The following is a 13,066-nucleotide window of genomic DNA, read 5'->3' on the forward strand; positions in this document are numbered from 1 at the left end:
CAACTACTTTTTTATTTCATAAATTAATCAACTTCCCATAAAACTGCACTATTAGCAGCAACATCTAAACTAGATTTTAACTCTAATTTTTTAGGTTCTGGTAAATTTGATACAGCAACAACTTTCTGATAACCTTCTGTATATGCCTTTACTAATTCTATATCATCCGAAATATCTTCCACATTAACCACAAAATCTTGAATAACATTCATTTCATTAGAGAATTGCGGTAATACTTGTTGATAATGCGAAGTCAACTGATCTATTGTTTCAAATTCAACTTTAGGAACAATTGATAAAGCCTTATTGATTAACACTGTTTGTTCTGATGTCGAAATATAGTAACCATATTTCTCCATCTTTTCAACGATCAAACTAGCCAAATAATTTGCGTCCACATTTTCATTATAAATTCCAGGGTGCTCTGCTTCTATTTCGCTTAAAATAGTATTGTGCAAATAACCAATTCCTCCATCTGAAACAGTAACAAAAGAATTTACATCTACAACAGATAGAACCGCACGAGTTTCAGCCGCCATAGCTGGACCGACCAAAGCAGAATTAAGAACAGCTCCAAATATAGCACCAACGCCACCACCAACACTGCCACCAATTAAAGCACCAGATGCATCAGCACACAAAAACTTAGCCAATTTTTTCAAGAATTTTCCTTTCCTTGTCTGAACAATACAAGTTTCATGCATAAAACTTGTATTATAACGAGCTAAACTTTCATTCAATTCTTTATAAGCTGTTTGTATATCAACAGTTTGCTGATTTTCCTGTGTTTCTTCTGAAGAGCATGAGAAAAAACAAATGGAACAAACTAACATAAAAACAAAAATAATTTTCGTATTCATTTTATCACTATTTACAACATTCAAAAAATATATTATTAAACTCTTATGACTGTAAAATATTATATAGAAATTCTTTTTTGAGACTCATTCAAGCTGTTAAAAAAGAATATTCTATAAATTAATTTCCGTATTTTATTATGAAAATGAGGCTATTTATATACCCAGCACAGGCGATCTGCACATGATGAACGAAATCGCCAAATGGAATTTGTTCATAGTAATTGTTTTTAAGTAGAATTTTGAATAAAACTAATTATTGTGCTATTTCGAAATAACCATAATAATAATCTATATCAGATAATAATTCAATACAATATTCTCCTTTCGGAATATCTTTTATTGAAAAAGAAAATACATCTTTCCCTAAAGAATTTACAGTAAAAAAAGCGACATTTCCTTCCTTATCTATAACAGATATTTGAAAAAGACCAAGACTTTTCTCTGCCTCAATAAAGATTGTACTATTCTCATAAGTAACAAAAAGAGCAGAAACCGGCATTCGCTCACTTTGCTGCCAATCATCTTTCACAACCTTATATTCATGTCTTAAATGAATAATTTTTTTTGCATATAATTCCGGATATAAAGGAAATACTAATAAACAAATTGCAACTATTAACCGTCTCATTATATTTTTCGTTTATTTGATTTTTGTTGCAAATGTAAGTCTACAAATTAATTTTTCCCTAAATAATTAGTACGCAAAGAGTACGCAAATGCCTGCGTACTCCTGCGTACAACACAAAAAACTTAATAATTACGGATAAATTTATCCCACTCGTCCGGTGTACCTTCCTGACTAAACACTTTCTTGTACAGGCGTTTACGAATGGACGTTACAGCCTGCTTACTGCGGAGTACAAGCTGGGCGATACGGGTAGAAGAGATTCCTATTTTAAGTAATAAGCAAACCTGCAATTCAACCTCACTTACGGGATACAAATCTTTCAAACGATGGGTAAATTGTGAATAGGTAGAGTCAATGGCTGCTGTTAAGGTCTGCCAATCTTCTGCAGATAAATTACCGTCCACTTCATGACATTTGCGGAATATGTCGGAAGTTTCCAGTGCTTTTACAGCTTCCGCTTCCAACCTTCTATAAGCCTCAACCTGTTCGTTGTCTTTCTCCAAAGACTGTTTCCGGGCATGGAGCAATTCTTGTTGGGGCTGGTTTTGCACGATCTTCGAAGCCTGAAGTTCTTTTTCCAGTTCGGCTATCCGCTTTTTATTTTCTTCTATAAACTCCTGACTCTGTCGATACTTCTGTTCTTCCAAGGCTTTTAATTTCTGCAATTGATTGATTCTGCCTTCTTCCTTTCGTTTCCGATTCTGCCGATAGGCAAAAAACAATGCAACCACCACCACCATGCTTGCTGTAATCCAGACAATATAATTTTTCTGTTGCCTGTTCTGCATTTGCAACCGATTGTTTTCCTCTTCCCGTAACTGATAATTGTAGAGTGCATTGATTTTGCGAACAGTTTCAGTCTGTGTTATACTTTGTACTGAGTCTCTATACATTTCATACAAAGCCCAATAAGAACAAGCTTCCGCATAATTACCACGCTTAGTTGCAATTTCTCCTAAACCTTTGTAAGCTGATTGCAAATAAAGATAATCATCCATCTTCAAAAGTTTAGTAAAATAGATTAAGGCCGAGTCTAACTGATTGATGTTTAAATAATAATGAGCAACAGTACTATAAGCAGGAGCTCTATCATCCGAATTAAATTGCAGAAAAGCCCATTGTAAACATTTATAAGCCTCTTTATACATGCCTAACTGCGTATAATATGCTGAAAACTCTCCATTTACCCTCATTCTAAGAAGATTACTACCTAGTTTAATCGCTAAGCTATCTGCTTCTTTATAATCCTCAAATCCGCAACCGCCCTCATAAGATGACACAGAGGTCAAAAAGGTAGCGACACTGTGGCAAAAGAGGGTGCAACGCAGCAAAAATCGCCACAAAGACGCATTAAATCCCCTTACCCCACCATGCGACTTGAGGCAATACGCAAAATCACGACCATAAGTTGTCGGTGTCATCCAAAGTCATTCTGGAACACATCAGCATAAGCGTTGTTGCATGAATAGATATTCAGCACATACTGCCTTGATGTCCTGACCCATTTGGCTGGCACAGAGATGAACTTGAAGACAAACGCCTTGATGCGGCTTGTTGCTTTGAGTCCGAACCTCTTCACGTCAAGCCTCGCCATGATGAATTTATAGAAGTTGCGTATGAGTGCCGTAAGCAGAAGAAACACCGTGTTTTCTCCCATGAAGGATTTTGGAAGCCTGTTCCAGCCGAATCCGTTATTCATGTCATCGAAGATGCGTTCCTTCCCTCCACGGAGGTTATAGAATTCGACAATCTCTTTCTCGGAAGACTCGTAGTCATTTGTAAGGATGCAGCGGTAGGTGTATTCTCCTTCCCACAGGTCGAGTTCGCCGTCTATCCGCTTCTGTCTTTGAATCACAAGACGGTATGCCTTCCCTTTCCATTTCTCGATGAGAATGGAGGCCAGCTCAAACTCAATGCCGCCCAATTCCACTTTCTTCCAACCTCTGAGGGCAAAGATGTCATTGTAGAGCGAACTGCATCGGTTGGCACGGATATAGAAGGTCTTGCAGTGTTTAGCAATCTCTTCCACTATCTCTTCAGAACACGAGCCGCAATCAGCTCTGAAACGGTTGATCATAAGCTTGTTCTTTTCAAACCTTTCAAAGAACCTCTTCAGCGTGTCCTTCTGGTGGAAACGGACATTTGTGTTGCCGTCGCTGTTCTCAATGCCGACAATCAAGTCGCCAATAACCGCCACGCCAGGACGGTATCCGAGAAACTTCTTGTATGTGGGTTTCGCATCAAACTTCTCAGCCTCTATGAACTGGTGGTCGAAGTCAACGTCATACCCCTCGCCATCTTTCAGCTGCCCTGTGGACAATAGGCAATTGAGGAGCAGTGTATTCAGCATGTCTGCCGTGTTTAAGTCGTAGGTCTTGCCAGTGTCGGATGTGTAGGAAATGTTATCCTGGGTCAGTTCCTTTATGGCTCTGAGAATCGTGTCGGCACTGCATGTGCGAAGTGTCGGATGAAGCGAGAGGTGATACATCAGATGAGTGGTGACATCCTCTATGCATGAGCCGCCACAGAAATAAACGCTCATAAGCGAACGGATGATTTCGCTGTATTGATAACCATACAGCCTACATCTCATACCGAGGGTTGAGTCGATTACAGATGAGAGATTGGAGTCAAATTGCTCCATTATTGAAAAAATTCCTCCAAAAGGAGAGAGTTTCTCAGATTTTATTGCTACCTTTGCCATGTCTGTCGGGTTTGATACATATTTTGATTTGCAACACTAAGATAGGTGAAAAATCTGACATGGCAAAATCCTGAGCAACTTTTTGTTGCTCAGGTACTTATAAAATAAGTTAAACTAAAATGCTGCGGAATTTAGGTCAATTAGGTCGAATAACTAAAATTCTACCTCGTAGAAGCATTATTGGAGGTCTTCCTATCAGCATTCGCTTACATTTGCCATTGTTTTCACGGTTAAAATGAAGAGTGAAAGTGAAACAATTAATGTTTAATCTTAAAGTTTATACAATGAAAAGACAGAGATTCTTTGAAGGACTCGGGCTGAAAGTGTATGTCACTTTGGCCATTTGTATGGCCCTTCTGTTGAATGTTCAGTTCTTGAACGCACAGAGTTCGACAATCAATGTAAAAGGTGTGGTTAATGATGCGATGGGACCGGTGATTGGCGCCAGTGTAGTGGAGAAAGGGAATGCGACGAATGGAACAATTACCGACATTGACGGTAATTTCTCTTTGAAAGTCCCTTCGGATGCCACTTTGACAATCAGCTTTATCGGTTATAAGACGGTAGAGCTGCCGGTGGCTGGAAAAACATCCTTTACTGTGACTCTGAAAGAAGACAGCGAAATGCTGGACGAGGTGGTAGTGGTAGGTTTCGGCACGCAGAAGAAGGTGAACCTGACAGGTTCTGTGGGGCTGGCTACGGCGAAGGAAATTGAAGCACGTCCGGTAGCGAATGCCACGCAGGCATTGCAGGGCTTGGTACCGGGCTTGCAGATTACGACCAATACCGGTGAACTGGACAAGAATATGTCCATCAATATCCGTGGCAACGGTACCATCGGTGACGGCTCAAGCGGAAGTCCGCTGATTTTGATTGACGGTATGGAAGGTGACATCAATACGGTGAATCCGCAGGACATCGAGAATATTTCTGTATTGAAGGATGCTGCCGCTTCCTCTATTTATGGGTCGCGTGCACCGTTCGGTGTTATCTTGGTGACTACCAAGAAAGGCAAATCGGGCAAGCCGACTATCAACTACAACAACAGCTTCCGCTTCAACAGTCCGGTGAATCTGCCGGAGATGATGGACTCCTATACCTTTGCCAACTACTTCAATGAGGCTGCACGCAACGGTCAGGACAATGCCCAGTTCTCTGATACAGTGATGCAGCAGATGCTTGACTTCCAGGCTGCGGGAGGTACTAATCGTGGCGGTTTGCCTACTGATGGCAATGTATGGGGTAAACCGGCAGGCGACCCGTTTACTACGGCGTATGCCAATACTGACTGGTTTTCCGAAATCTACAAGGGCTCTTCCTTCTCGCAAGAACATAATTTCAGTGTAAGCGGTGGTGGTGACAAGTTCAATTATTATGCTTCATTGGGCTATCTGGATCAGAATGGTTTGCTCCGTCATGGTTCCGATGACTTGAAGCGCTATAATGCTACTGCCAAATTTGGTGCCGAGCTGACCAAATGGTTGAAGTTCAATTACAGCTTGCGTTATGTCCGTCAAGACCTTGGCCGTCCTACCAATTTTGGTGGCGGTTTGTATGAGAGAATCGGCCGTCAGACTTGGCCTAATCTTCCGGTTTATGATGAAAACGGCTATTATTTTAATGGTAATGCCGATACGCCGGCGATGTCACTTGCATTGGGTGGTGAGCGCGATGTGCAGACAGATAAGGTTTATCATCAAGCAAGCTTGGTATTCGAACCCGTGAAGAATTGGATTACCAATGTTGAGTTCAACTATAGTACCAATTCTATAGATACACGTGAAACCGGACTTCCTTACTATAACCACGATGTGAGTGGAAATATTGTGGATACGCAAGGAACCTCAAGTCTCTATCAAGACTACAAGAAAGAGAGCTACATGAACTGGAATATTTACTCCACTTATTCTCTTGCTATCAATGATGATCATAATTTTAAGGTAATGGGTGGTTTTCAGTCCGAAGAAATGCGCCAGAAGTTTTTTAGTGCCAAAGGATATGGTTTGCAGGTGGAAGACCTTCCGGAACTGGACTTGATTTCGAATATTGACGGCGCCGGTAAGGATAAGGTGCCCGAGGTGGGTGGCTATCGTAATGAGTGGGCCACAGCGGGTTTCTTTGGCCGCTTGAACTATGATTATAAAGGTCGTTATCTGGCAGAGGCCAATTTGCGCTATGATGGTACCTCCCGCTTCCGCCGTGGCAATCGTTGGCAGTTGTCTCCCTCCTTCTCTTTGGGTTGGAACATTGCCCAGGAAAACTTCTGGGAAGATTTTGCGGATGTTTGCAATCAGTTGAAGTTCCGTTTCTCTTATGGTGAACTGGGGAATATGAATACAAACGGCTGGTATCCTACTTATCGTGCCATGACATTGAAGCAGGCAAACGGAAGCTGGCTGCAGAATGGACTGAAACCAAACACTGCTTATGTAGGCGACCTTATCAGTACAGCCTTGACTTGGGAGAAAGTGCGTACCTGGAATATCGGTCTTGACTGGGGGCTGTTCAACAACCGTCTGACCGGGTCATTCGATGCTTATATCCGTTATACGGACAATATGGTAGGTCCGTCTGTAGAGTTGCCCGCTACATTGGGTATTGCGACTCCCAAGACCAATAACTGTGACTTGAAGACGAAGGGTTGGGAACTTACCATCGGATGGCAGGACCGCACCAACTTCGGTATGGGCTATGGCATTAAGTTCAATGTTTCTGATGCACGTACTTATATAGACAGATACCCGGGTAACCCGACAAACTCAATCAATACTTATATCGCAGGCCGCGAGATTGGTGAAATCTGGGGCTTTGAAACCGTGGGAATTGCCAAGACAGATGATGAGATGCAGGCGCATCTGAATAAAGTGGGCGGACAAAGTGCCATCGGTTCCGGCGTTTGGACTGCCGGTGACATCATGTATGCCGACCAGGATGGCAAACCGGGCATCACCAAAGGTGCACAGACTTTGGAGGACCACGGTGACTTGAAGGTGATAGGCAACAATACTCCCCGTTATCATTTCGGTCTTGACTTGAATGCCAATTACAAGGGATTTGATGTTCGCCTCTTCTTCCAGGGAGTGATGAAGCGTGACTACTGGCAGGGTTCCAATATCTTCTGGGGCGTTGGCCAATGGGGTATGTGGTGGTCAACCGGTTTGAAGGAACACGAAGATTACTTCCGTGATGAACCCGTCGGGCTGGCCGGTCATGAGATTGCCGCCAATGTCAATTCATACTATGCGCGTCCGAGATTTGACAGTACCCAGAACCAGGAAACCCAAACCCGCTATCTGCAGGATGCGTCTTATATCCGTTTGAAGAACTTCCAGCTTGGCTACACATTGCCTGCTTCCATGATTCGCAAAATCGGTATCACCAACTGCCGCATCTTCGTATCGGGCGAGAATCTGTGGACGGGAACCAAACTGAGCAAGTTGTTCGATCCCGAAACCATCAGCGGTGGTAACACGGACAGCAATGCTTCTGCACCTATCAAGAGTGCCGGTAATGCATACCCGCTTTCAAGAACTTGGTCTTTTGGACTTAGCGTATCACTTTAATCCCATAAATAATGAAGAATATTATGAAATCGAATTATAGATATATTGTAAAAGCGTTCATGGCAATGGCAGTGATTGCCGGAACGACTTCCTGCGATGATTTTCTGGACAGAGAGCCGATGTCAAGCATTTCTCCCGAAACCTATTACTCCACTGCGGCCCAGTTGGAAGCCAATCTGAATGATGAATATCCCAATGTCCTTCCGTCATTCGGCCAGTGGACTTATGGCATCTTCGGTGAAGACAAAGGAACCGATAACCAGATAGAGGTGAATGCCAATGACCGCTATACCCAGGATCGCTGGAAAGTACCTCATAGCGAAAGTGACAATTGGAAGTTCGAACGCATCTATCGTATTAATTTCTTTTTGTCTGAAGCACTTCCCAAATTCGGTGAGGACATGAGCGGTTCACAAAATACAATTTCCGGGAGTGTAGCCACCATCAAGCACTATATCGGAGAAATGTACTTCCTGCGTGCTTACGAGTACTTTAAGAAGCTCCAGTTGTTCGGCGACTTCCCGATTATCAACCAACCGCTTGCCGATGAGATGGAAGCTCTCCGTGAAGCCAGCAAACGTTTTCCGCGTAATGAAGTGGCACGTTTCATCATTTCCGATCTTGACAAGGCTTATGCCTATATGAGTGATGTCGATATGGCGACGACCCGTATCAATAAGGATGTTGCGATGCTGGTTAAGTCACGTGTGGCACTGTTCGAGGCTACTTGGTTGCAGAATTTCAAGGGTACGGCATTCGTACCTGGTGGAGAAGGCTGGCCGGGGGCATCTCTTCACAACAATTATCAGTATCCGAGCGGAAACATTGATAATGAAGTGAAGTACTTCTTGGAACAGGCCGTAGAGGCTTCCAAACTTGTAGCAGATAAATACAAAGGGAGTTTGACGGAGAATACCGGTGTGTTGCAACAATCAGCTGATGACCCGTCAAATCCTTACTTTGATATGTTTGCACAAGAAGACCTTTCGGATGTGAAGGAAGTACTGTTGTGGCGCCAGTATGCCCGCGGACTCTCTACTCATAACATCAATGCCGCTGCCGGACGTGGTAATTACCGTATCGGTCTGACCCGTGGATTCGTACAGAATTTCCTGATGAAGGATGGTACTCCGGTTTATGCTCACGGTTCTTATGCGGATGGTGACGGCTATTATATGGGCGACAAGACGGTTGCTGATGTACGTGTAAACCGTGACCCGCGTCTCAGTATCTTCCTGAAAGAACCGGGACAGAAGAACATCCTTTTTGAAGTTGATAATAATGAAGGTACGGAAGTTGTGATGGAAGAGCCCTATCCGGCCATTACGAGTGGTGACGGTGAGCGTGGCTATGCTACCGGCTATGCATTGCGCAAGGGTGGTTCATTCAACCGTAAGTATTATGCCAATGGCGGTGGTTATACGGCAGCTGTATGTTTCCGTGCGGCTGAGGCTCTGCTGAATTATATGGAAGCAAGTTATCTGCTCAATGGAACGCTGGATGCTACGGCTCGTGAATATTGGACTGTACTTCGTCAACGTGCCGGCATCAGTACTGATTTTGACAAGACTATCGCTGCAACGGACATGAGCAAGGAGGCTGAAAATGATTGGGGAGCCTATACGGGTGGAAGTGTCATCTCTGACAAGACTCTGTATAATATCCGTCGTGAACGTCGTTGCGAGTTCCTGGCTGAAGGTCTTCGCTACATGGACTTGTGCCGTTGGCGTTCTATGGACCAACTGATGACTGCTCCCAGCCATCTGGAAGGTATGCATTTGTGGAATACTCCGATGGAGGACTGGTATCTGGATGATAATGGAAAATCCATTTTGGTTGCTGACGGGACAGACAAGGCTAATGTCTCATCGAAAGACAAGAGTGAGTATCTCCGTCCGTTCGAGAGAAGCAGCAACCAGTCTGCCTATAACGGCTGTACTTGGAAAATGGCACACTATTTGAATCCTATCATGATCAAGCAATTCCAGTTGACAGCCACTTCGGGAGCGGATGTATCGACTTCCATTCTTTACCAGAATCCTTATTGGCCGGTGGTAGCTGACCAGCCGGCTGAGAAATAAAGGCATTTTTCAATAGGTATTTGATTTAGGGGGTAGGATACACTTTCCGGTGAGAAGGCGTCCTGCTCCCTTCTTTATAAATAGAAACAAGACAGAGTATGACTAATTTTAATTTCAAGTTTTTAGGGGCATGGTTGGTTATCGTAGCGTCAATCACCGGCCTACAGGCACAAAATGATTTCACCTTAAAGGGAAAGGACGAAATGGTTCCGGCCGGAGTGTGGAACGATGTAAACGGGGAGTATATTAATGCACACGGTGGTGGTATACTGTTATTTGACAGTAAATATTATTGGTTCGGTGAACACCGTCCGGCAAAGGGATTCTCTACGGAAGTGGGAGTAACTTGCTACTCTTCTACCGATTTATGTAACTGGAGATACGAGGGGGTGGCCTTGTCTGTATCGGAAGAAGCGGGCAATGAAATAGAGAAAGGCTGTATTATGGAACGTCCCAAGGTGATTTACAACAAAAGGACGAAGAAATTTGTCATGTGGTTTCATTTGGAGCTGAAGGGTAAAGGCTATGAGGCTGCCCGTGCGGGAGTGGCTGTCAGTGATTCTCCGACGGGACCTTATTGTTTTGTTTCTTCGAGTCGTGTTTGCCCTGGAATATTTCCGCTGAATATGACGGAGGAAGAACGGGACATACAGTGGAATATGGAACAGTTTGAAGAATGGTGGACACCCGAGTGGAGAGAGGCTGTAAATAAGGGGTTGTTCGTGAAGCGTGACTTGGAGGGCGGACAGATGTCCCGTGACATGACATTGTATGTTGACGATGATGGGATAGCTTATCATATCTACTCTTCGGAAGAGAATCTGACCTTGCAAATAGCCGAACTGACAGATGACTATCAAGGACATTCCGGAAAATATGTCCGTCTCTTTCCGGGGGGACACAATGAGGCACCGGCTATCTTCAAGAAAGACGGCACTTACTGGATGATAACTTCCGGTTGTACCGGCTGGGCGCCCAATGCGGCGCGTCTGTTCTCGGCTCCTTCCATCTGGGGACCGTGGAAACAGCATCCCAATCCCTGCCAGGGCGAGGGAAGTGAGCGGACTTTCGGCGGTCAAAGCACTTACATTTTGCAGCTTCCCGGCAACCGCTACCTTTTCATGGCCGATATTTGGCGGCCCAAGAGCCTAATGTATTCGGGATATCTCTGGATTCCGGTCCGGTTTGATGAAGAGGGGATGCCTTATCTTACCCTTTCCGGCAAATGCAATCCGTCAGATGGTCGTTGATAAACCCCGAAGCTTGCAGATGGGCATAGCAAATGGTAGAGCCGAAGAACTTGAATCCCCGTTTTTTCATGTCTTTGCTCATGGCATCTGATTCGGGAGATGATACCGGAATCTCACTCAATGACTGAAAATGATTGATAATGGGGTTCCGGTTGGGGAAGAAGGATAGCGTATAGTTGTAAAAGCTGCCGAATTCTTTCTGTATGGCAAGAAACAGCTTTGCATTGGTGATGGTCGACTTGATTTTCAGACGGTTTTTCACGATGCCGTCAAAGTGCATCAGCCGTTCCACGTCTTCGTCGGTCATTTGCGCCACTTGCGTGGCATCGAAATTGCAAAAGGCTTTGCGGTAGCCTTCCCGCTTTTTGAGGATGGTTATCCAGCTCAGTCCCGCCTGGGCACTTTCCAATACAAGAAACTCGAATAGTGTCTTGTCGTCTGTTACCGTTTTTCCCCACTCTTCATCGTGGTATTTCATATACAGCTCGTCGGTTCCGCACCAGCCGCAACGTCCGTTTGTTATGTCTTGCATAAGCGTAATTAATATATGTAATGAAGTGCTAAGATATTGTTTTCATTGCGAACAAACAAATCTATCCATTCAGAATGGACAGTTCTCATATTCTTTCTTACTTTTGCAAAAAGGTAACGGGTCGTTTGAACGCCTGAAAAACAAGAAAATTAATAATAAAGAATGGAAAAGACTTGGAGATGGTTTGGCAAGAAAGACAAGATAACCCTTGCCATGTTGCAACAGATAGGAGTGGAAGGCGTTGTCACTGCCTTGCATGAAGTTCCCAACGGTGAAATATGGACGTTGGAAGCCATTGAAGATTTGAGGGATTATATTGAATCCTTCGGATTGCGCTGGTCTGTAGTAGAAAGTCTGCCGGTGTGCGAGGCTGTCAAATATGCGGGGAGTGAGCGTGACCGATTGATAGAGAACTATAAGATAAGCCTTGCCAATCTTGGCAAGGCAGGCATCCGGACGGTATGCTACAACTTCATGCCGGTGATTGACTGGATTCGTACGGACTTGCAACATCCCTGGGAAGACGGGACTTCTTCCCTTTATTTCGACAGAATCCGTTTTGCCTACTTCGACCTGAAGATATTGGAACGGGAGAATGCGGAAGCCGATTATTCTCCGGAAGAGCTGGACAAGGTGGCAGAACTGGATAAGGTGATTACGGAGTTTGAAAAGGCAGAGCTGGTAGATACGATTATCGTAAAGACACAAGGATTCGTAAATGGCAACATCAAGGAAGGTGACAAGGAGCCGGTAACCCTGTTCAAACGTTTGCTGGCGCTATACAAAGGGATAGACCGGGAGGCTCTGCGCGAGAATATGCGTTATTTCTTGTCTGCCATCATGCCGGTATGCGAGGAATATGGGGTGAATATGTGTGTACACCCCGATGACCCTCCTTTTCAGGTATTGGGGTTGCCGCGCATTGTGACAGACGAGGCAGATATTGCCTGGATACTGAGTGCAGTGGACAATCCCCATAATGGCCTGACTTTTTGCGCCGGTTCATTGAGTGCGGGTGAACAGAATGATACCCGTGAACTGGCAAGGAAGTTTGCCAGGTGTACCCACTTTGTGCATTTGCGCAGTACGAAGGCAATACCGGGTGGAAACTTTATCGAAAGTTCCCATCTGGAGGGAAGGGGACACCTCATTGATTTGATTCGTATCTTTGAGAAAGAAAATCCGGGATTGCCGATGCGTGTGGACCACGGTCGCATGATGTTGGGCGACGAGGATAAAGGGTACAATGCAGGTTATTCTTTTCATGGCCGTATGCTGGCATTGGCTCAAGTGGAGGGAATGCTGGCTGTGGTAGACGATGAATTGTACGGAAAATCTGTTTGATTGATTTTAAGTTAGGCATGGATTACGCGAAAAATCATGGATATTCTTCATTTATTATCCATGATTTTTCATGTAATCCGTGTCTAAAGAATCTATTAGTGTTG

At 44.2% G+C, this 13,066-nt stretch carries 9 protein-coding genes; 4 read left to right on the top strand and 5 right to left on the bottom strand.

What is annotated here, in order from left to right; translation table 11 throughout:
• Positions 1 to 23: 23 nt before the first annotated feature.
• The 4 genes from BQ5591_RS01220 to BQ5591_RS01235 form a co-directional block, all read right to left on the bottom strand.
• Entirely contained in the window at positions 24 to 860 is an 837-nt protein-coding gene (locus BQ5591_RS01220; protein ID WP_071148128.1) for a hypothetical protein, read from the bottom strand.
• Between the two features lie 253 nt (positions 861 to 1,113).
• Positions 1,114 to 1,488 carry a DUF3244 domain-containing protein gene (locus tag BQ5591_RS01225; protein ID WP_071148129.1) on the bottom strand — a complete coding sequence of 125 codons (375 nt, stop codon included), beginning with the start codon at positions 1,486 to 1,488 and terminating at the stop codon, positions 1,114 to 1,116.
• 122 nt (positions 1,489 to 1,610) lie between these two features.
• Positions 1,611 to 2,909 carry a cell envelope integrity TolA family protein gene (locus tag BQ5591_RS01230; protein ID WP_071148130.1) on the bottom strand — a complete coding sequence of 433 codons (1,299 nt, stop codon included), beginning with the start codon at positions 2,907 to 2,909 and terminating at the stop codon, positions 1,611 to 1,613.
• Positions 2,906 to 4,192: an IS1380 family transposase gene (locus tag BQ5591_RS01235; protein ID WP_071147970.1), complete on the bottom strand. Its 1,287-nt coding sequence runs from the start codon at positions 4,190 to 4,192 to the stop codon at positions 2,906 to 2,908. The genes BQ5591_RS01230 and BQ5591_RS01235 overlap by 4 nt, the downstream gene beginning before the upstream one ends.
• 284 nt (positions 4,193 to 4,476) lie before the next feature.
• Between BQ5591_RS01235 and BQ5591_RS01240 the strand changes: the two genes are divergently transcribed.
• From BQ5591_RS01240 to BQ5591_RS01250, 3 genes are all read left to right on the top strand, one after another.
• Entirely contained in the window at positions 4,477 to 7,755 is a 3,279-nt protein-coding gene (locus BQ5591_RS01240; RefSeq protein WP_005833257.1) for a SusC/RagA family TonB-linked outer membrane protein, read from the top strand.
• Positions 7,756 to 7,778: 23 nt separating this feature from the next.
• Positions 7,779 to 9,836, top strand: a complete 2,058-nt coding sequence (locus BQ5591_RS01245) for a RagB/SusD family nutrient uptake outer membrane protein (RefSeq protein WP_005833256.1) — start codon at positions 7,779 to 7,781, stop codon at positions 9,834 to 9,836.
• A 98-nt stretch (positions 9,837 to 9,934) separates the two neighbouring features.
• Positions 9,935 to 11,086 (top strand): glycoside hydrolase family 43 protein, encoded by a 1,152-nt coding sequence (locus BQ5591_RS01250; protein ID WP_061411572.1) that lies wholly within the window; start codon positions 9,935 to 9,937, stop codon positions 11,084 to 11,086.
• Here the strand turns inward: BQ5591_RS01250 and BQ5591_RS01255 are convergent.
• The gene (locus tag BQ5591_RS01255; protein WP_005837491.1) at positions 11,046 to 11,618 is read right to left on the bottom strand and encodes a DNA-3-methyladenine glycosylase I; all 573 of its coding nucleotides are present in this window, start codon (positions 11,616 to 11,618) and stop codon (positions 11,046 to 11,048) included. The genes BQ5591_RS01250 and BQ5591_RS01255 overlap by 41 nt on opposite strands.
• 162 nt (positions 11,619 to 11,780) lie before the next feature.
• Between BQ5591_RS01255 and uxuA the strand changes: the two genes are divergently transcribed.
• Entirely contained in the window at positions 11,781 to 12,962 is a 1,182-nt protein-coding gene (gene uxuA, locus BQ5591_RS01260) for a mannonate dehydratase (protein WP_071148131.1), read from the top strand.
• Positions 12,963 to 13,066: the final 104 nt, after the last annotated feature.

The organism is Bacteroides ndongoniae, from assembly GCF_900108345.1.
In the GTDB taxonomy this organism is placed as follows: domain Bacteria; phylum Bacteroidota; class Bacteroidia; order Bacteroidales; family Bacteroidaceae; genus Bacteroides; species Bacteroides ndongoniae.